Raw genomic sequence first — 20,121 nt, forward strand, 5'->3', positions numbered from 1 at the left:
TTATAATACGTGACAAATGAAAAAGCAACAAAAAACGCAAAATTTAATAAAAATAACTCTTTATCGTTCGCATTTAACCTATAAACGAACGTTAAAGTAGTTGAAAAGGCTTTCTCAGAACCTAAACACGTACGATCACTTCATCGTGACAAATTCCTCAGCAGCCGTTGGATGAATAGCTATCGTACGGTCAAAATCTTTTTTAGTCGCTCCCATTTGCATCGCCACAGCGAAACCTTGCAGTAATTCATCCATCCCTTTGCCTATGCCGTGTAACCCGACTACTTTTTCACTTCTCCCAACGCAAACAAGTTTCATGTACACCTTTTGTCTGTTATCCGTAATCGAGCTATGCATCGATGTGAATTCCGTTTTATAAATTTTAATGGCTTCTGCCGGGTATTCATCTCTTGCTTGTTCTTCGCTCATACCAACTGTTCCAATAGGTGGATGTGTAAAGATGACCGTTGGAATATTATTATAATCAAGGTACTCATTCTTCTTATCATTGAAAACCCGTTCAGATAAGCGCCTTCCAGCAGCAATCGCTACAGGCGTCAATTCTGCTCTCCCCGTCACATCACCAACTGAATAGATATTGTCTCCTGTCGTGTTCTGGAAACGATCCACTTCAACATAACCACCTGGATAAAGGTTTACCCCCGCAGCTTCTGGATTTAATCCTTTAGTGTTAGGCACTCTGCCGGTCGCCCATAGCACTTGTTCCGTTTCATGTGTCGTTCCATCTTCAAAATACAAACAGATGGTCTTTGAATCTTTCTGTTCAACATTTATTATCGTTTTATTCACATGGATGTGACGCCCTTCACTCTCAGAAATAGCCTGAAACCCCTCGCATATTATAGAATCAAAATTATATAACGGAGCCGGTTTTCGAACAAATAAATGCGTCTCTACGCCCAATGCATTCAATATCCCACTCATTTCAACACCAATATAACCTCCACCAATTACAGCGATACTCTTCGGTAACTCTTCTAAACGGAACACATCATCTGAAACAATACCTAGATCACCACCGGGGATATTTAAACGTTTCGGTTTACCTCCAGTAGCGATCAAAATATGATCAGCTGTTATTTTCTGACCGGCTACTTCAACGGTCGACTCGTCTATAAATTTGGCCCTTCCCTTTATAAGTGTGATATTGTTCGAATCCAGGCCTTTCTTATAAGCTTTATGTAGAAGCGCGATGTATTCTTCTCTATTATCCATCATTTTCTTATAATTAAAGACAGGTTTATGTTTCAGCTCGATACCGTAATCATCTGCATAAGAATGAATCGATTCCATCATTTCCGTGACATACCACATCACCTTTTTAGGTACACAGCCTAAGTTGACACAGGTCCCTCCGAGTTTATCTTCTTCAATTAAAGCGACACGTGCGCCATGCATAGCTGCACGATTAGCAGAAGCGATTCCCCCACTTCCCCCGCCAATTACTAAATAATCATAATCATAGTGTTTAGTCATACTCTACTCCCTTTTCTAAATATTGATTGTTCATTCCCTGAGTTGTAAACTCTTCCTTCAAAGTCAAAATAATAGTTCCCTAGTGTGTATTTATATTTTTCTCGTTCCTTCCATGGCTTATGTTTGCCGGAATAATGAATAAACACAACCTCTTTTCCAATCATTTGGAGATTATACTTGTTAGGAAATAGGATATTCAATTTTTCATATACCCTTGGATCCATGTTATACACACGCCAATCTTCTTCTTTTATATCATTGACGTAAACTAAGTTAAAGATGTCCTGATCGGGCAATATGAGAATAGACTTATTTTCTCTTATTGCTTCGACGATCCGATTTACGCCCCCTACTTTTCGTAACTTTTTCAAATTCATCAACACAACTCCAGAATTAAAATAATCATCGGATTCAAAATTTCTCAACCGTAGATTATTAAAAGGCTGAATCCATTTTGTTTTATATTTATAATTCGTCGCAATAAATGAATAGCCATCAAAGGATTTGTTGTAAAAGGGTTTAATGTCATTTATAGCAACAATATCCGGGTCAAGGTATAAAATGCGCTCTACATCATTTGGCAAGATATAAGGGGCAAACATCCAGAGATACATTTCCAAAGCATAGTAACGTGTGATAGCTATTTTATCTGATGATTCAAAAAAATTTTTACTGTAAATAGCAATCAGTTCATTATCGTCCTCACTTTCAATATACCGACGTAAATCTTCTAAAGATTGCTCACTTATTCCAGCGTGTAACAAATACATTCGAAAAGATTCATTCGGATGATTTTCTACAAGCGATCGAATCATTACTTTCAAAGGATAGATATAATTTTCATTTAAGGAAAATAATAAATTGATCATCTTGACACCTCCAAATCAACGCATTCTTAGTATTATTATACCGGTTATTGAATGAAAAAACACTCGAATAACATTTACTGTTACTTTTCCTTTCAAAGACTTTGAAATTCTACTATAATAAAAGACAGGATAAAAAGGAGAGAAGCAAATGGAAAAGAAAGATTTATATATAACGCTTTTTAAATCGACATTCTTTTTAAGTATGTTTACCTTCGGCGGAGGCTACGTTATTGTTCCTCTGATGGAAAAAAAATTCGTTGATGAATTGGGATGGATCAATGAAGATGAAATGCTTGATCTGATTGCATTAGGACAATCCGCCCCCGGACCAATCGCTGTTAATACATCTATATTAGTTGGTTACCGCATGGCTGGCGTTCCTGGCGCCATGGTGACTGTATTGGGTACTATCATCCCCCCTTTGTTTATTATGACAGCCTTAGCTTATATTTATTTAGCTGTAAGAGATAACATAATCGTTAATAACGTTTTGCTCGGGATGCAGGCAGGTGTTGCCGCAATCATCGTGAACGTCGTCTATAACATGGGGAAACGGGTTGTAGACCAAAAGAAAGTTATTCCAGTTTTAGTTATGATCGCCGCATTAATTGCAGGAATTATTTATCAGGTTAATATTCTATGGCTGTTGTTGTTTTCGGGTATCATAGGTGCAATGACAACAGTTTGGGAATTGAAAATTCGTAAGAATAAGGGGGATGACAAATGATTCTTATCGAATTACTCCTTAGTTTTTTTCAAATAGGTATTTTTAGCTTCGGGGGCGGCTATGCTGCCTTACCCCTCATTGAACAAGAATTGATCCATGTCCAAGGTTGGATCACCACTCAACAATTCATTGACATTTTAACGCTTTCTGAGATGACTCCAGGACCAATAGCCATTAATGCTGCTACTTTTGCGGGCAATCAGATTGCAGGTATATCAGGAGGCATTGTTGCGACCGTCGGGGTGACACTTCCTTCAGTAATTATCGTTCAAATATTAGCTTATTTTTACTTTAAATATAAAAACATTACTATGGTGCAAGGTATCATTCAAGGATTACGACCGGCCGTCGTTGCACTGATCGCTTCTGCTGGCTTAACTATCTTTTTAACTGCCATGTTCGGCCATAGCGATTGGCCGCTTGACTTGGCAGAACTCAACTGGATTTCCGTCATTTTCTTTGGCATAGCTATTTTGCTGATGCGAAAATATAAAGCGAGCCCTATCCACGTCATCTTGATAACTGGTGTAGCAGGCGGGATTGTTTATAGCTTTATCTAATAAAAAATGACCGAGTAATGGAAATCTCCATTACTCGGTCATTTTAATATTTTTAGTTATTTTCACTTTGACGATTAAAGTTAACTTGCGGTCTCTTTGAATGTCCATAAATACGTGGCATCAATTTATTATCAATATAAGGAGCTAAAGCATTCATGATTAAGATAGAATAGCCTACTCCGCCAGGATGATCGAGTGTGATTCTAAAGAATGCAGTTAACACTCCACAACCAATAGCAAACACGATTTTTCCTTCAGGAGTTAATGAGCCTGAACTGTAATCAGTTGCCATATAGGTGGCGCCGAAGAACAACGTTCCCGTCAAAGCATGTGTCATCATGAAATCAAAGTTGAAACTAGACCATAATCCCATAACGACTGTTGTAGTTAAAATATATAAAATAGGAATCTTCGGATTAATTACACGTCTAAAGATCAAATAGAGCATTCCGATTAAAATCGCAAATTTAGAAGTCTCTCCAACATTTCCGCCTAAATCCATACCCATAAATAGATTGAACAAATCAGGTACTTCTTCAGCCACAGTTCGCGCACCATCACCAATATATTCTAGTGGGGTCGCCGTCGAAACTGCATCTACTCCTCTAAAACCACTTCCAAAAAAACCAGCAGGGAGTACCCAGTTAGCCAGCCAGGGTGTAAAGAAGGCTTTAATTGCAACCCTACTGGCTACAGCTGGATTAAAGTAGTTCTTACCGATACCGCCGTTAAACTGTTTAACGATAATAATTGCAAAAATGGAACCAAACATAATCATCCATATCGGTGCAGTAACGGGTAGACTCAATGCAATCAACATGCCTGTCACTGCTGCACTATGATCCTGAATCTTGATCGGTTTATATGTTAACTTCTGATAAATAAATTCTGAGGCAACAGCAGTAGTTACTCCTATAAGGACCATCCCTAATACCCACCAGCCAAAGAAGTAGGTTGCGGCAACAACAGGCGGGACCATTGCAAGCATGACCTGATCCATTACCCATGCCGATGTTCGTTTACTGCGAATGTGTGGCGAAGGTCCTACACGTAAATTGCCTTTCACATCAACTGCTTGAGCCATAATTCACTTCGCCTCCTTTTGTTTTATCGCTGTTTTGGCAGCTCTAATATTTTCTAAAAGAGGGATTTTCGATGGGCAAATAAACGAACAATTCCCACACTCAATACAATCCATCGCACCTAATTCTTTTGCTTTTTCTATGTTACCTCTTTCAAATGCATCACTAATTAGAATCGGCTGCAAGCTTACAGGACAAACATTGATACATTCAGCACACATAATACAATCCTGCTCGTCACCAATATCAGCTTCTTCAGGAGTTAAAACCGTGATAGTTGTTGTCCCTTTGATGATAGGTACACCTAAATCAGAAACCGCCTTGCCCATAAACGGTCCACCGTGCAACACTTTTCCTGGCACTTCTTTGAATCCACCACAATCATCAATAAGCGAGTCCATTGGCGTTCCTATTTTAACTTTCAGGTTCTTTGGATTCTTGATTGGTGCTCCTGATACAGAAACAACACGCTCAATCAATGGCTCTCCAAGTTCACAGGCTCTATAACACGTACGTATCGTTGACGTATTTAAAACGACACAACGGACTGCAGCTGGAAGTCCGCCTGGGGGTACTTCTCTACCTGTCACATTTTTAATTAAGTTCTTTTCAGATCCTTGTGGATACATTGTTTTAAGTGGACGAACGCTGATATCATCATAATCAGCAGATGCATTTATCAATGCTTTAATCGCATCCGGTTTGTTGTCTTCTATTCCAATATAGATATTTTTTAATAAAGGGAACAGTTTTCTTAGCAGGTTGATACCTTTAACAATTTCGTCAGGATATTCTACCATAACTCGATGATCGGATGTGGAATAGGGCTCGCATTCTGCACCGTTAATTATTAACGAGTCCACAGTCATCCCAGGTGGCGGACTAAGCTTAACCGAGGTTGGAAACGTCGCTCCACCCATTCCTGCTACTCCTGCTTTCCTCACTGTAGCCAGTATGTCATCTTTAGACATTTCCTGAGATTTACCCGGTTCAACAAGGGGTACAGCTTTTGTATAGTTATAGTCATTTTTCACTATAATGCAGTCAGATTCTCCTCCAACGATCAGTCTTTTTTCTATCGCAATAACTTCACCGGAAACTGAAGAATGCACATTAGCAGATACATATCCTCCTGCTTCAGCAATTAACTGACCTGATTTGACGTTATCTCCGACTTCGACTACTGGTTTGGCCGGAGCGCCGATATGCATCGAGACAGGAAATACCATTATTTTGGGTACTGTAGCGTCTTCTATCGCTAACTTATTTGTACGCGACTTATTGTCTTCCGGGTGAGACCCACCGTGTTTACCCATGAACGAAAAGCTCATGAAAAACATCCTTTCTACTTGCTCGACTTTAAAATCACTCATTTACATATGCGACTGTATTATAATCAGTTTACAATGAAAAAAGGCTTTCATTTATAATAATCTCAGTATACAATATTTTGGTAAAAGACAAAAGAATATAGGTATTGTGTATGATAAAGACTAAAACTTGTATTTCATCCACTTATTTATGATAATAAGATTAAACCATATGGAAAAGAGGGGTAGCATGTCTATTGGCCAGTGGGAAATGCTTATGCGTCTATTATTAGCCGCATCAGTGGGAGGAATTATTGGTTATGAAAGAGAATTGAGAGGTCGAGATGCTGGAGTCCGTACACATACTCTGGTCAGTTTAGGGGCAGCTATTATCACTATGACACAGCTTGAAGCGAGTAGCTGGCTTTTAGAATTTGCGAGAAACAATCCTGAACTATCTCACGTCTTATCTTCTGATATCACCCGTCTAACAGCCCAGATCGTTAATGGTATTGGTTTCTTGGGCGCCGGAACAATTATCGTAAGTAAACGGTCGGTTACAGGTTTAACGACTGCGGCTTCTATATGGGCCATTGCCAGTTTAGGGATAGCCGTTGGGATGGGGTATTATTTCATGGCTATTTCCAGCACGTTTATCATGCTCATTGTGTTAAAATCAGTGAGAACCTTATTTAAAATAGATCGCACAAAACAATTAGAAATAAAATATAAATCTCGAGAAGAAACCTTGAATTTTTTGAAAAACAGTTTTCGTGAACACCATATTACCATCGTATCGACCGATCATTCCATTACCTATTTAGAAGATGGCTCAACTGTCTGTGAGGACCTCTACACGCTACATCTGCCTGTTGATTTTAATATGATGGATTATATGTCCCAAGTAGGGACGCATAAAAATATTCTGAAAATCAATACCATTAAAACCACGTTTGATAATTGAAAAAGCACGCAATGTCTTCTGACTGTAAAAAAGATACTGCCTCTTTTAAGCGCTTAAGACTATCACGTACTTTATTATTTCACTTCAAATTCAGCAGTAAGCACTTCACCTTCTATTTCACGTACTATCCGATATTTCGCCGTATCTAAAGGTTCATAATATTCCATATTTAATTCCTCCTGAGCTTCTTCTCCTGGGCCCAGGATATGGGCAATCAAGATAAACGCTATCTCTTCATCAGGTTCCACCATAAACCACGTGTTATCTTTTTCTTTTTCTAAAGTAAAAGCTATTCCATAGGAGATATCGTCTTCGGATTCATTAATGGTGTTTAAAATAAAGGTGTCATCCTTTGGCCTATACTCATCTTTTTCAAGTGCTATTTCTACATTTTCCAGCGTATTCACCTCTTCATAGGGAGACGGCTCTGCATTATTTGCTGAACATCCACCTATAAAGATCAAACTACTAGACAGTATGATATAATGTATTGCATTTCTTTTATTATTCACTATGGTCACCTCCTTTTTTTACTCTATATTATAGTACTATACGTAATAAAGCGACTGAATGAGTTCATTCAGTCGCTTTATTTATTATTCTTCAGTTAAAATGTCACGCTTCTTTAACGGTTCTGCGAGATCATAATCTGAATGTACCCTTGGACGCTTAGTGTGTCCGTATATCTTGGGCATGACCACTTTATCCAAGAAGGGAATAATGGCATTCATGATTAAGATAGAGAACCCGACACCTTCTGGTGAGAAAGCTGAAATTCTGAAGGCTGCTGTTAATATACCGGCGCCAATCGGGAATAGCGTCCGTCCCATCGGCGTTAAACCACCTGATACATAATCAGTAATAAAAAAGGTTGCCCCTAAGAGTAGCGATCCACTAAACAAATGATAGAGCACATACTGAAAGTCAAATCCTGAATAGACAAACATAATTAACGCGAAAGTCCCAATATAAAAGGCTGGAATTTTCGGATTAATAATTCTTCTAAGAATTAAAAAAGCCATGGCAATTAAAATGGTTATAGAACTCGTTTCTCCGAGCGATCCACCCCAACCGCCCTGATTACCTAAGAACAAGTTCCAGAGTGTCTGAGCACCTTCAGGCACTTCAGTTGCGCCACTAGAAATGTAGTAAAGTGGTGTTGCTGAAGAAACTAAATCTGCACCCCAAACTGTAGCACCTGTAATCGCTTCGGCTGAACTAGCTGTTGTTAAGACATCCTCGCCAGCTACAAAACTATTGACGACCCAGGGAGCCATCAAATAGATGATGCGACCGCCAACAGCAGGATTGAATCTATTTTTGCCAATGCCGCCGGGGATCATTTTGATAAAGACAATAGCTATCACACTTACGATAACAGCAGCATACCATGTCACGCCATTTGGCAAACTTAAACCAATCAGCATCCCTGTTACTACGGCCGACAAATCTGTAATCGTGACGCGTTTTCTGACGAGTCGTTCATATAAATATTCACTGATAACACTCGCTAAAACAGCAACGCCTGTGATGAATGGCACCTGCAAACCAAAGAAATAAGTTCCAGCTGCCAACGGCAGAAGCATAGCAATAATAACTTGTAACATTATCCATTGCGAAGACCATTTCTCAAAAATATGAGGTGATTGATCCAGGACCAAATCATAATCAGCTAAGGTGGTTTTTGTTTTATTGGTACTCATCTCTACACCGCCTTCGCATTTTGCTTGATAGCCGTTTTAGCTTTTCTAATGTTGTCTAGTAAAGGAATCTTTGAAGGACAAATGAATGAGCAGTTTCCACATTCGATACAGTCCATAGCTCCCAAATGTTCTGCTTTCTCAATGTCGCCACGCTCATAAGCATTACTTATAAGAATAGGTTGCAAACTTACAGGGCAGACATTTAAGCATTCAGAACACCGGATACAATCCATACGTTCTTCATCGTCAACTTCTGATGCAGTCAAGAAAGTGATGTGTGTCGTTCCTTTGGATATCGGAACGGATCCATCTCTTATAGTTCTACCCATCATAGGTCCGCCATGAATAACTTTTCTTGGTGCTTCCTGGAAACCACCACAAATATCAATAAGATCATCAATCGGTGTGCCAATTCGAACAAGTAGATTTTTAGGATCGACGATAGGAGTCCCTGTAATCGTCGTTACACGTTCAACCAAAGGTTTACCTAGACGAACGGCACGATAAATAGCTTGAAATGTCCCAACATTCGAAACGACACAACCAACATCGGCAGGCAGTCCACCCGAGGGGACCTGACGTCCTGTACAGTACTCAATCAATTGTTTTTCAGAACCTTGTGGATATTTCGCTTCAAGAACTTTAATTTCTATTTTATCAAAATCGCTTGCTACTTCTCTAAGCCTCTCTCCGGCTTCTTTAGCGTCGTCTTCAATACCGATGTAAATTTTATCAACATTAAAGACACCATCAATGACACGTACGCCTTCAATAATTTCATCCGCATACTCCAGCATCATGCGGAAATCAGACGTTGAATATGGTTCACATTCTGCACCATTCAAAATTATTGTATCAATTTTTTTATCTTCAGCCGGTCTCATTTTTACATCTGTTGGAAAAGTCGCTCCACCCATACCTGCGATACCTGCACGTCTTATCAATTCTGGCACTAATTCCGGAGCAACATCTTTGCCAGCCTCTGGAAATGGAGGTTCCTCAGTATATTGGCCATCATTTTTGACAATAAGACAAGTCACCACTCCACTAATGATTTCGCGATCTTCAATCAAAATAACTTCTCCGCTTACTGAAGAATAAATATTGGCAGAAATAAATCCTTGCGCTTCACCAATAAGTGTCCCGACTTTCACAGTGGAGCCTACTTCTACGATTGGTTTAGCAGGTGCTCCGATGTGCATTGACATTGGATATACCATGATAGCAGGAGCATCGATGTGTTCTATCGGCTTGTCGTGTGTACGCGCTTTATTAAGCTTTGGAAATATTGCTTTTTGTTTTGTCTTTAATCGCATTCCCTTTCCTCCTCAATTATATAAAATGATCAATTTATTTGTTATGTAACGTGAAAAAAATAATTTTCACAAGTTATAATAGCTGTTTTTCCACTACAAGGTCTACTAAAAGAATACCGAAACATACACTAAATGTAAAGATATTACACTGGTCAAAGGGAAAAACAAGTTTAAATATTACAAATGAAAAAGATTCTCATTACTATTTTTATAATTACTGTTTGTAAGATTGTGAAATGATTTATTCCGGTTTTTTTATTACTCCAAATTACGAAACGCCAGATAATAATTACTATAATTTAAATTAAGTAAATACATTTAAATTTCATAACAATTCTTTCTAACCATTATCATTAGGACCTTCTAAATGAAAACCGTTTCATGATTTCCCATATATACTTATTTCACTTCAATTGTGAAGCGATACAAGTTTATCGACTTTTAATAAAAATAAAGTTGTTACAAATCCAGCATAAAAACACCCTCTCTAATTTTTAATTAAGAGAGGGTACTTTTATGCTGGATTTTTTTCTTTAATTTCTTCTGCTAGTTTATTGATTTTTCTTAACCGATGATTCACTCCTGATTTGGATACCCCACCATCAGGCAACAATTCGCCTAATTCTTTTAAGCTTACATCAGGATTTTCCACTCTCATTAATGCGATTTCTTTTAATTTTTCAGGCAGTGTGTCTAGTCCAATTGTACGCTCGATTAATCGGATATTCTCGATTTGCTTCGAAGCGGCATCAATAGTCTTGTTCAAATTAGCATTTTCGCAATTGACTAAACGATTGACTGAGTTCCTCATATCTCGAACGATCCGAACATCTTCAAATTTAAACATGCTTCCAGTTGCCCCGATCAAAGATAAAAAATCAGCGATTTTTTCTGATTCTTTTAAATAAACAATGTAACCGTTCCGCCGTTCATGAACGCGTGCGTTAAATTCGAAGACCTGCATCATCTCACATATATCATTGTTGTGCTCTTCATAACTCGAATGGATTTCCAAATGATAACGACTTGTATCCGGGCTATTGACAGATCCTCCGGCTAAAAAGGCTCCTCTTAAATATGATTTGATTTTTTGTTTGTTATTTTTAATTTCATCCGGCACATGACCATGATACAACATACCGTCCATTATCCCGAGTTCTTTCAAGATGATTTTACTTCCGCTTTTCAACCTTACAATATATACATTGTTTTTTTTCAATTTCATTTTTTTTCTGACCAATACTTCTGATTCGACATCAAAATTATCTTTAATTAATGAATATATTCTTCTCGCAATAGCTGCATTTTCAGTTTGAACATTTAACAAGAAATCATGATCAAGTATGCTTAGCGTTCCATTCATTCTAATTAAAGCTGCCAGCTCAGCTTTCGCGTGTTCCGGATGGACTTCTAACAATGTTAACTCTTTCTTCACATCAAATGCAAATGACATTACTTTCACTTCCCTTTAACTAAAAGACTGGTCTTTCAGTTCTTACTTCTGTAGATATTCTTTAATTTTTCTTTGACTGTTAAATGCCGTTCGGAATATTTCTTCTGCCACTTTTTCACCATTGTGGTATACCCCACGACTAGTCAATTTCAAAAAGTTATCGGAAATAATCATGGGGACTTCTTCTGTCATACCTTTAAAATCATGTTCAACTTGAAGTAGGTATTCTTCATTTTTCTCTTGTCCAATATACGCTTCTGGCACGTCACCAATATTCGTTATAGCGATGTCCACAAATTTCTTCCCTAAGTGTTTGTGCAATACTTTAACGTGATCGGCATCATTTAGCCCTTCGGTTTCACCAAGTTGAGTCATAATGTTAGAAATATAAACGACTTTCCCTTCAGTCTCCAACAATGCTTTCCCAATATCAGGAATCATGATGTTAGATAAAATGCTAGTGAATAAACTGCCAGGACCCAGAACGACCATATCAGCATTCATGATTGCCGATACAACTTTTCTGCTCGCATGCACAGGACGTTTTTCCTCTACACAAGATACTGAAACAAAATCGATCATCTTACCCTTTTTAGGAATTTTTGATTCCCCAGTCTGCGTACTCCCATCCATATATCTCGCATGAAGATTTAATGGTTCCTCTGCTGCAGGATAGACATGTCCTTTGACATGCATCATAGTAGCAAGCAACTGAATCGCATCATAGATATTGCCGCTCATGTCAGCCATCGCAGAGATAATTAAATTACCTATCGTATGACCTGATAAGCTTTGATCATCTGAACTGAAACGGTACTGGAAAATTTCACGTTGTAATTCTGGAATCTCAGATAGAGCCGCCAGTACATTACGTAAATCTCCGGGTGGTACAGCATTAAAACTTCTACGCAAGGCACCACTGCTGCCTCCGTCATCTGCGACTGTAACAACCGCAGTAATATCAGCATCTTTCTCTTTTAAACTTTTCAGGATAACAGGCAATCCAGTCCCGCCACCTATAACTACAATTTTTGGCTTTCTCTTTTTGAATGTCTCCTGCTTCATGATCTCACAACGGACTCCTTTACCTTATCTTTATCGCGATGAGATACATTCACATGATATCCATCTGTTTTAATGTGTTCCGCAACCCGTTCTACTAATGCCACCGACCTGTGTTTTCCGCCTGTACAACCTATAGCGATCGTCACATTACTCTTTCCTTCTTTTTTGTAACCGGGCAATGTAAAATCTATTAAATCAACAAACTTTTTATAAAATGTTTCTGTCTCTGTTTGTTGCATAACATAATCGTAAACAGGTTTATCCAAACCTGTTTGAGGTTTTAATTCTTCTATATAATGAGGGTTAGGTAAAAACCGGACGTCCATAACGATGTCTGCATCGATTGGAATGCCATATTTGAATCCAAAAGAGACAATCTCGACACGGAACATTATTTTTTCTTTTTCTTTGTATTCCTTGATCAACATGTCCCTTAATTCTCTTGGAGTTAAATTTGTTGTATCAATAACTAATTGTGCACGTCTTTTAATATCATTGAGTAATTCACGCTCTTTTTTGATTCCTTCTATAGTCCGTTCATTTTTAGCTAACGGATGCGCCCGTCGCGTCTCCTTATAACGTGTTACTAATTCTTCGTTTGTTGCCTCTAAAAAGAGGATACGTGTTGTAATGTGAGGAGTGTTATCCATTTTTTCAAGGACCTGATTAATCTCTTCGAAAAAATCTCTCATTCTTAAATCCATTACCAAGGCGATTTTACTGAATTGTCCGGATTCTCGGACTAACTTCCAAAAAGTTGGTAAAAGATTTGGAGGCATATTATCGATACAATAGTATCCCATATCTTCAAAACTTTGCATGGCAACAGTTTTTCCCGCACCACTCATTCCTGTTATGATGACGAGTTCAAGTTTTTCATTCATTACACTCACTCCTATTGAAACTCATGATATGACACTTTTTATGCTCCAACCTATTTCTATTTATTATAACACCCCTGGTGTGTCATTGCCAGCCTCTACGTTTGCTGGGTCCCTCACTTTTCTAGTGTCTGATTCAAATCATTTTACTCAAAAAAAGCCTATCAAGCAATTATTCTTGATAGGCTTTTTACTGTGCTCAGTTATCAGTCTTTCTCACATGTGTTGACGCCCATTAAAGCGTAAGGTCCGCATCTTTGAGTTAAGGCAGTGAAAAGCAAAGGGATGGAAAGAAATCCAAACCACCTAATAGGAGTTGCATTTAAGAACAAAAGCGGGAAGATGGCGATGGCAAGAACTATTCTAATCATTTTATCTTTTTTGCCTACATTTTTTTCCATCAGTGTAGCCTCCTAATTTTAATCTTTACTTTAAACTTAAAATTTTATCATCGAACGAATATCGGCTTCAAAAGCTTCTGATTTCTCTCGAACCGCGACCCCTGATTCGTCACAAGCTGAGATGTAAAACTTGATTTTAGGCTCAGTACCGGAAGGACGAACAGCGATCCAACTAGAATCAGCCAGCGTATATTTTAAAACGTTCGCTTTCGGTAAATCGATCGTTTCTTTTGAAGAAGACATGATGCGTGTTTGAGTCTTGAAATCCTCAAATTTCGTTACTTTTATATCACCAATTCTTGAAGGGGATTGTGAGCGAAGGTTTCTCATGATTTCATTGATTTTTTCAGTGCCTTCCATTCCATCCATTTTTACTGAAATCGTTTTTTCTTCAAAATGCCCATGTTCATGGTAAATTTCATGGATGGCATCAAATAAACTGTACCCTTGTTCTTTATAATAAGCAGTCATTTCGGCCACCATTACCAAGGCTTGGATAGCATCCTTATCTCTAACAAATGGTTGGATGAGATAACCATAACTTTCTTCAAATCCATACATAAATATTTTAGAATGGTCTGCTTCAAACTGTTTTATTTTTTCTGCAATAAACTTAAAGCCTGTCAATACGTTTATGGTTTCCACTCCGTATTTATCAGCGATCACAGTAGGTAAATCGCTTGAAACAATCGATTTAAGCATAACACTATTTTTTGGTAATGATTCTTTAAGCGAATGTGCTTTAAAAATATATTCGACCATTAGTGCAGCAATTTGATTCCCTGACAATACTTCGTAATGCCCTTTAGCAGTTTTCACAGCCAATCCTAAGCGATCAGCATCTGGATCCGTTGCGATCAAAACATCGGCATCTACTTCTATACCTTTTTCAATAGCTAAAGTAAACGCTTTTGGATCTTCAGGATTTGGTGATTTAACCGTTGAAAAATCTGGATCTGGCTTCGATTGTTCCTCTACAAAAAAAACATTTCTAAAGCCAATCTGCTTCAGTGCTTTTTCACCTAACATCTGACCGGTACCATGAAGAGGCGTGAAAACAATCTTTAATTCTCTGCCTTGTCTATCAATTAAATCTTGATCGATCGTTACTGTTTTGAGTGCTTCCAAATAATATCTGTCCACATCTTTACCAATAATTTCTAAAAGTCCCTCTTTTTCTGCTTGCTCTCTATCTAGCACATCAATCGAGAGGATATCAGTCACACTTCGTACATAAGTAGTTAAATCATCCGCTTCTTTAGGCGGTAATTGTCCACCGTCATCACCGTATACTTTATATCCATTATACTCTGGTGGATTATGGCTCGCTGTAATCACAATACCCGCAGCAGCTTTCAAATATCTTACTGCAAAAGATAATTCCGGTGTGGGACGTAGTTCTTCAAATACATAGGCTTTTATCCCATGGGCTGCTAAAGTTAGGGCTGATTCCATGGCAAATTCTTTAGACATATGACGAGAATCGTAGGCAATCACTACCCCCCGTTCTTTCATCTTATTTCCTTGTTTTTCAATAAAGAGTGCAAGTCCTTCAGTTGCTTGTCGAACGGTATAGATATTCATACGGTTCGTTCCAGCGCCAATGATCCCTCGCATCCCAGCTGTACCGAATTCAAGTGAGGTGTAAAAGGCATCTTCAAGTACAGACTCCTCTTCTTTATTTTTTTCTAAATCTTGTTTCAACGATGCATCCAAACTTGAATGGTTTAACCACGTTTGATATGTTTTTTTCCAATCCACAATAATCCCTCGTCTCTTTAAGATATTGGTTCTGTTAACTATTCTAATTTGATTGTATCATTTTTGTCCTCTTCTTGCATAAAAAAAGATACATGTTAGATAAATAACGACTGGTATTTATTTAACATTAGCGCTACTCATTACCATATCAAGTTTCTGGGTATATTTATATCCTAAATATCATTGAGTAATTGAATCTCAAAGTCCGCTTCACCATTTGAAACGCACCTCCGCTAGACCGAAAAAAAGAGAGGTCCAGACCTGAGTCTCGACCTCTCTTTGACAGATTAACCTTTATACATTGTGTTTTTCAAATTGTTCTTTCAATTCTTCAACATACTGATAGGCTGCATTTCCGGCTACTGAACCATCTCCAACAGCAGTCGCAACCTGTCTTAGTACAGTATCTCTTACGTCACCAATAGCAAAAACACCCGGAACTTGGGTCATCATATTGGCGTCCGTCTCGATCCAACCTTCTTCATTGGTAATAGATAACGAACGGAATTCGTTTGAGTTTGGTAATATACCAACGTAAATAAAGGCACCCTCCGCATCGATAAGGGAAATTTTTCCGTTTTTAATATTTCTGATTTCTACACTGGTAACCTTATCGTCTCCTACAATTTCTTCAACGACAGAGTCCCAGATGAAATCAACTTTTTCGTTTTTAAAAGCACGATCTTGTAAAATCTTTTGCGCTCGAAGTTTATCTCTTCGGTGGATGATGGTTACTCGATCAGCAAACTGAGTAAGATATGCGCCTTCTTCAACCGCTGAATCGCCTCCACCAACAACGACGACGTGTTTATTTCTGAAGAATGCACCATCACATACAGCACAGTAAGAAACGCCACGGCCATTAAATTCCGCTTCACCCTTCACACCTAATTTTTTGTGTTCTGCGCCAGTAGAAATAATGACAGCTTTAGCTAAATACGTTTTATCAGAGGTTATCACTTCTTTTACTGTTTCTCTGTCTACAATCTCCTGCACGTCACCATAAGCATGTTCGGCACCAAATTGCGTTGCACCCTCAAGCATTTTCATAGATAAGTCAGGCCCAATAATACTTTTAAAACCAGAATAATTTTCGATTTCAGCTGTATTGTTCATTTGACCACCAGGAATCCCTTTTTCTAACATCAATGTTTTTAAGTTAGATCGAGATGCATATAAGCCGGCGGTTAATCCTCCAGGACCTGCACCGATTACAATAACATCGTAAATTGTTTTTACATCTTCCATTCAAATATGCTCCTCTCAACTAGCATCATACTCTAATTTTAATTTATTTAATATTAGCCAATTTTTATCGACTTACTTTTTGTAAGCGTCTTTACCTTCTACATTTTACCAGAATCTCATAATTTGTCAAGCATGAAAAACTCCTTTCATAATAAACAGTTCTGACTCTTCCTGTTCACTATAAAAGGAGTTTGAATGACCTTCCTCTTCATCCTGCTAAGTTTTAGTTATTCATCATTTTCTTTAGTATTCCCGAGTTCATGTACTTCTGGTTCCATAGCATTCTCTATTGCTCCTGATTCAAGTTCTTTACTTAAGTCTAAAATGTATTGTTTTAAATCGTCTTTCACCTGAGGATGTTTTAAGCCATACTGAATCGTTGTTTTTAAAAACCCAAACTTGTCTCCGACATCGTAACGTTCACCCTTAAACTCTTTGGCAAAGACGCGTTGTGTTTTATTCAATTCATCAATGGCATCAGTCAGTTGGATTTCTCCACCTACGCCTGGCTCAATTTTTTCCAAAATATCAAAAATCTCCGGCACAAGTAAGTAACGCCCGATGATAGCTAAGTCACTGGGAGCATCTTCTGGATTAGGCTTCTCAACAAACTTACGGACATTATATAACCCTTCTTCTACTTCTGCTTCCGGTTCAATTATCCCGTAATTTGAAGTCTCTTCATGAGGAACACGCATGACTGCAATGTTAGAGGCATGTGTTCGTTCATATCCTTCGATCAACTGCTTAGTTAATGGAACCTCATCAACCATGATATCATCGCCTAACATAACGACAAAAGGTTCATCTCCAACAAAAGCTTTCGCTTGTAATACAGCGTGTCCCAGTCCTAATGGATATGGTTGTCTGACGAAGTAAAGATTGAGTCCGGTTGTTTCTTCTACAAGTTCAAGCAACTCTTCTTTACCTTTTTTACGTAAACTTTCTTCCAATTCTGGATTGGAATCAAAATGATCTTCGATCGGTCTTTTTAGCTTGCCTGTAATAATCAGAATATCTTCGATACCGGACGCAATAGCTTCTTCAACAATGAATTGAATCGTTGGTTTATCAACAATTGGAATCATTTCTTTGGGCATTGCTTTTGTTGCCGGCAGGAATCTGGTCCCGTATCCTGCCGCCGGAATAATAGCTTTTCTTACTTTTCTCATTTTCGTCTACTCCTTTATATCTTAGTAAGACAAGCTATTTTATTCAGCTTTGCCTTCTCGTTGCATAAGGTTGAGTATAACATTTTCAACTTCAGCATCGTTATATAGCACTTCGTACAGTGCTTCAGTAATGGGCATCTCAATTTTATATTCTTTTGCTAATTCATAAGCGGCTTGTGTGGTAGAAACGCCCTCAACAACCATTCCCATATTTTCCAGGACAGATTCTATCTTTTCACCTTTACCTAATTGGTATCCGGCTCTCCAGTTACGTGAATGCGGACTGGTACAGGTCACAATCAAGTCACCCACACCACTGAGTCCCATAAATGTTAAAGGATCTGCTCCTAATTTAATGCCTAAACGGCTGATTTCAGCAAGACCGCGTGTAACGAGGCCAGCTTTTGCGTTATCGCCATAACCAAGGCCAGCGATGATTCCGGCACCGATTGCGATAATATTTTTCAACGCTGCTCCGATCTCTACGCCGATGATATCTTCATTCGTATAGACACGGAAGTAATCATTGATAAACAAAGATTGAACATAACGTGCACTATCTATACGAGTGGAGGCCGCTGTGATTGTTGTCAAATCACGTTTTATCACCTCTTCAGCATGACTCGGTCCAGATAAAGCAACGATGCCATTTATGTTTTCTGAAGAAAATTCCTCTTCAATGATCGTAGAGATACGTTTATGTGTTTGACGTTCAAGGCCCTTGGCTGCATGAACAATCGTCATTTTTCTATCTAATAATTCATTAACTCTTTGTGAGAGTTCTCGAATCCCATTTGTGGGGACAACGATAACAATAGCTTCAACGTCCTTGATGGCTTTTTTTAAATCTATCGTTGCTATTATTTCATTTGAAAATTTAAATTCAGGCAAATAATGCTTATTGGTGTGCATCGTATTGATCTCATTTTGCTGCGCTTTGTCTCTGGTCCATAAATTAACGTGATGACCATTTTCAACTAAAACATTTGCTAAAGCACTACCCCAAGAGCCAGCGCCTAAAACTGCAATTTTGCTTCCCACTTTAATCGCTCCTTCAAATAACAGGATTTAATCGTTACATTTAATTTTTTCTTTGATCATATTTTTCTTTCTTTTCCTGAAATGTTTTTTCCGGGTCAACGCCTTCAGTGTAATAAGGAGGTCTTGGATAAGCGTAATATCGTCTGTAGACGATCAATCCAACACTTGCAACAAGTAACAGTAATGAAAATAGCTGTGAAACTCGGAAACCACCGATATACAAGCTGTCAGTTCGCATACCTTCAATGAAGAACCGTCCTAAACCGTACCAGGCAAGGTAACCCAAGAAAGCTTCCCCCCTGATGAGCACCTTATTTTTCGCTCTTAATACCATTAAAATGATAAAGCCGACAACATTCCATAGCGATTCATATAAAAATGTCGGATGATAATAACTCCCGTTGATATTCATTTGTTCGATGATAAATTCAGGTAATTGAAGTCTTTCTAAGAATTGTCGACTCACTTCGCTCCCATGAGCTTCCTGATTGACAAAATTTCCCCATCGTCCTATTGCTTGTGCAATCATGACGTGGGGGGCCAATATATCTACTAACAGCCAGACAGGCACCTTGTTTTTTTGACTGTACCAATACATTGTTATGAATCCAAGTATTAATCCGCCATAAATTGCCAGACCGCCTTCCCAAAGATAGAACATTCGGATTGGATCATCTAAGTATGTCGGTAATTTAAACAATACGTAATAAATTCTGGCGCCTAGAATACCTGCTGGTATGATCCAAAAAGCAAGGTCAACAATAAAGTCTTCGCCTATCCCTCTTTTGTTGGCTTCTCTCATGCTGAGCCAGACTGCTAAAAACATACCGACAACGATAATCAGACCATACCAAGCGACTTCTACTGGCCCTAACCTAAAAGCAATTGGATCAATGTTACCACTAAAAGTTTGCATTATAAATCCTCCATCTAGTCTTCTTGAGAATTTTTCTCAATTAATTTATTCAAATTATTCTCAAAAGTTTTTGTTGCATCGTATCCCATGTCTTTGGCACGAATATTCATGGTAGCAATTTCTATGATGATCGACAAGTTTCGCCCTACTCGAAC

19 protein-coding genes and 1 pseudogene are annotated in these 20,121 nt (G+C 38.3%); 3 read left to right on the top strand and 17 right to left on the bottom strand.

Features of this window, described 5'->3' with window-relative positions; genetic code table 11:
• Window positions 1-135 precede the first annotated feature (135 nt).
• Together gorA and R6U02_RS07180 are read right to left on the bottom strand one after the other, a co-directional pair.
• A complete protein-coding gene (gene gorA / locus R6U02_RS07175) occupies window positions 136-1,497 on the bottom strand; it encodes a glutathione-disulfide reductase (RefSeq protein WP_410262932.1) in 1,362 nt (453 codons plus the stop codon).
• A complete protein-coding gene (locus R6U02_RS07180; protein WP_410262933.1) occupies window positions 1,494-2,366 on the bottom strand; it encodes a glycosyltransferase family 8 protein in 873 nt (290 codons plus the stop codon). The genes gorA and R6U02_RS07180 overlap by 4 nt, the downstream gene beginning before the upstream one ends.
• A gap of 148 nt (window positions 2,367-2,514) precedes the next feature.
• Between R6U02_RS07180 and R6U02_RS07185 the strand changes: the two genes are divergently transcribed.
• Window positions 2,515-3,093, top strand: coding sequence for a chromate transporter (locus R6U02_RS07185; protein ID WP_410262934.1), 579 nt, complete (start codon window positions 2,515-2,517; stop codon window positions 3,091-3,093).
• Window positions 3,090-3,653: a chromate transporter gene (locus R6U02_RS07190; RefSeq protein ID WP_410262935.1), complete on the top strand. Its 564-nt coding sequence runs from the start codon at window positions 3,090-3,092 to the stop codon at window positions 3,651-3,653. The genes R6U02_RS07185 and R6U02_RS07190 overlap by 4 nt, the downstream gene beginning before the upstream one ends.
• A 52-nt stretch (window positions 3,654-3,705) precedes the next feature.
• Here R6U02_RS07190 and R6U02_RS07195 read toward each other — a convergent pair whose 3' ends face one another.
• Both R6U02_RS07195 and rsxC (R6U02_RS07200) read right to left on the bottom strand, forming a co-directional pair.
• Window positions 3,706-4,737 carry an RnfABCDGE type electron transport complex subunit D gene (locus R6U02_RS07195; protein ID WP_410262936.1) on the bottom strand — a complete coding sequence of 344 codons (1,032 nt, stop codon included), beginning with the start codon at window positions 4,735-4,737 and terminating at the stop codon, window positions 3,706-3,708.
• A gap of 3 nt (window positions 4,738-4,740) precedes the next feature.
• The gene (gene rsxC, locus R6U02_RS07200) at window positions 4,741-6,108 is read right to left on the bottom strand and encodes an electron transport complex subunit RsxC (RefSeq protein ID WP_410262937.1); all 1,368 of its coding nucleotides are present in this window, start codon (window positions 6,106-6,108) and stop codon (window positions 4,741-4,743) included.
• A 187-nt stretch (window positions 6,109-6,295) separates the two neighbouring features.
• Here rsxC (R6U02_RS07200) and R6U02_RS07205 point away from each other — a divergent pair, with 187 nt between their 5' ends.
• The gene (locus tag R6U02_RS07205) at window positions 6,296-7,009 is read left to right on the top strand and encodes an MgtC/SapB family protein (RefSeq protein ID WP_410262938.1); all 714 of its coding nucleotides are present in this window, start codon (window positions 6,296-6,298) and stop codon (window positions 7,007-7,009) included.
• Between the two features lie 74 nt (window positions 7,010-7,083).
• On the opposite strand, the gene R6U02_RS07210 is transcribed toward R6U02_RS07205, so the two are convergent.
• From R6U02_RS07210 to R6U02_RS07270, 13 genes and pseudogenes are all read right to left on the bottom strand, one after another.
• Entirely contained in the window at window positions 7,084-7,521 is a 438-nt protein-coding gene (locus R6U02_RS07210; protein WP_410262939.1) for an immunoglobulin-like domain-containing protein, read from the bottom strand.
• 84 nt (window positions 7,522-7,605) lie between these two features.
• Window positions 7,606-8,712, bottom strand: a complete 1,107-nt coding sequence (locus tag R6U02_RS07215; RefSeq protein WP_410262940.1) for an RnfABCDGE type electron transport complex subunit D — start codon at window positions 8,710-8,712, stop codon at window positions 7,606-7,608.
• A 2-nt stretch (window positions 8,713-8,714) separates the two neighbouring features.
• A complete protein-coding gene (rsxC, locus tag R6U02_RS07220; RefSeq protein WP_410262941.1) occupies window positions 8,715-10,028 on the bottom strand; it encodes an electron transport complex subunit RsxC in 1,314 nt (437 codons plus the stop codon).
• A 514-nt stretch (window positions 10,029-10,542) separates the two neighbouring features.
• Window positions 10,543-11,481: a DNA-binding protein WhiA gene (whiA, locus tag R6U02_RS07225; RefSeq protein WP_410262942.1), complete on the bottom strand. Its 939-nt coding sequence runs from the start codon at window positions 11,479-11,481 to the stop codon at window positions 10,543-10,545.
• Window positions 11,482-11,523: 42 nt separating this feature from the next.
• On the bottom strand, window positions 11,524-12,546 hold the full coding sequence (gene yvcK / locus R6U02_RS07230) for a uridine diphosphate-N-acetylglucosamine-binding protein YvcK (protein WP_410262943.1): 1,023 nt from the start codon (window positions 12,544-12,546) through the stop codon (window positions 11,524-11,526).
• Complete coding sequence (gene rapZ, locus R6U02_RS07235; RefSeq protein WP_410262944.1) at window positions 12,543-13,430, bottom strand: RNase adapter RapZ; 888 nt, start codon at window positions 13,428-13,430, stop codon at window positions 12,543-12,545. Before rapZ ends, yvcK begins: the two co-directional genes overlap by 4 nt.
• Before the next feature lie 203 nt (window positions 13,431-13,633).
• Entirely contained in the window at window positions 13,634-13,828 is a 195-nt protein-coding gene (locus R6U02_RS07240; protein WP_410262945.1) for a DUF2892 domain-containing protein, read from the bottom strand.
• A gap of 36 nt (window positions 13,829-13,864) precedes the next feature.
• The gene (locus tag R6U02_RS07245) at window positions 13,865-15,589 is read right to left on the bottom strand and encodes a phospho-sugar mutase (RefSeq protein WP_410262946.1); all 1,725 of its coding nucleotides are present in this window, start codon (window positions 15,587-15,589) and stop codon (window positions 13,865-13,867) included.
• Between the two features lie 294 nt (window positions 15,590-15,883).
• Window positions 15,884-16,837, bottom strand: coding sequence for a thioredoxin-disulfide reductase (trxB, locus tag R6U02_RS07250; RefSeq protein ID WP_410262947.1), 954 nt, complete (start codon window positions 16,835-16,837; stop codon window positions 15,884-15,886).
• 227 nt (window positions 16,838-17,064) lie between these two features.
• The gene (gene galU, locus R6U02_RS07255; RefSeq protein ID WP_410262948.1) at window positions 17,065-18,009 is read right to left on the bottom strand and encodes a UTP--glucose-1-phosphate uridylyltransferase GalU; all 945 of its coding nucleotides are present in this window, start codon (window positions 18,007-18,009) and stop codon (window positions 17,065-17,067) included.
• A 39-nt stretch (window positions 18,010-18,048) separates the two neighbouring features.
• Window positions 18,049-19,050, bottom strand: a complete 1,002-nt coding sequence (locus R6U02_RS07260) for an NAD(P)H-dependent glycerol-3-phosphate dehydrogenase (protein WP_410262949.1) — start codon at window positions 19,048-19,050, stop codon at window positions 18,049-18,051.
• 40 nt (window positions 19,051-19,090) lie between these two features.
• A complete protein-coding gene (gene lgt / locus R6U02_RS07265) occupies window positions 19,091-19,966 on the bottom strand; it encodes a prolipoprotein diacylglyceryl transferase (protein ID WP_410262950.1) in 876 nt (291 codons plus the stop codon).
• A 14-nt stretch (window positions 19,967-19,980) separates the two neighbouring features.
• Window positions 19,981-20,121 (bottom strand): annotated as a pseudogene (locus R6U02_RS07270) (HPr kinase/phosphorylase); the annotation flags it as partial.

The sequence above is a fragment of the Alkalibacterium sp. genome (assembly GCF_046484155.1).
Taxonomy (GTDB): domain Bacteria; phylum Bacillota; class Bacilli; order Lactobacillales; family Carnobacteriaceae_A; genus Alkalibacterium.

Coding starts and splice junctions, on each gene's coding strand:
- gorA (WP_410262932.1), bottom strand. CDS start 1,497: ATGACTAAACACTATGATTATGATTATTTAGTAATTGGCGGGGGAAGT.
- R6U02_RS07180 (WP_410262933.1), bottom strand. CDS start 2,366: ATGATCAATTTATTATTTTCCTTAAATGAAAATTATATCTATCCTTTG.
- R6U02_RS07185 (WP_410262934.1), top strand. CDS start 2,515: ATGGAAAAGAAAGATTTATATATAACGCTTTTTAAATCGACATTCTTT.
- R6U02_RS07190 (WP_410262935.1), top strand. CDS start 3,090: ATGATTCTTATCGAATTACTCCTTAGTTTTTTTCAAATAGGTATTTTT.
- R6U02_RS07195 (WP_410262936.1), bottom strand. CDS start 4,737: ATGGCTCAAGCAGTTGATGTGAAAGGCAATTTACGTGTAGGACCTTCG.
- rsxC (WP_410262937.1), bottom strand. CDS start 6,108: ATGAGTGATTTTAAAGTCGAGCAAGTAGAAAGGATGTTTTTCATGAGC.
- R6U02_RS07205 (WP_410262938.1), top strand. CDS start 6,296: ATGTCTATTGGCCAGTGGGAAATGCTTATGCGTCTATTATTAGCCGCA.
- R6U02_RS07215 (WP_410262940.1), bottom strand. CDS start 8,712: ATGAGTACCAATAAAACAAAAACCACCTTAGCTGATTATGATTTGGTC.
- rsxC (WP_410262941.1), bottom strand. CDS start 10,028: ATGCGATTAAAGACAAAACAAAAAGCAATATTTCCAAAGCTTAATAAA.
- whiA (WP_410262942.1), bottom strand. CDS start 11,481: ATGTCATTTGCATTTGATGTGAAGAAAGAGTTAACATTGTTAGAAGTC.
- yvcK (WP_410262943.1), bottom strand. CDS start 12,546: ATGAAGCAGGAGACATTCAAAAAGAGAAAGCCAAAAATTGTAGTTATA.
- rapZ (WP_410262944.1), bottom strand. CDS start 13,430: ATGAATGAAAAACTTGAACTCGTCATCATAACAGGAATGAGTGGTGCG.
- R6U02_RS07240 (WP_410262945.1), bottom strand. CDS start 13,828: ATGGAAAAAAATGTAGGCAAAAAAGATAAAATGATTAGAATAGTTCTT.
- trxB (WP_410262947.1), bottom strand. CDS start 16,837: ATGGAAGATGTAAAAACAATTTACGATGTTATTGTAATCGGTGCAGGT.
- galU (WP_410262948.1), bottom strand. CDS start 18,009: ATGAGAAAAGTAAGAAAAGCTATTATTCCGGCGGCAGGATACGGGACC.
- lgt (WP_410262950.1), bottom strand. CDS start 19,966: ATGCAAACTTTTAGTGGTAACATTGATCCAATTGCTTTTAGGTTAGGG.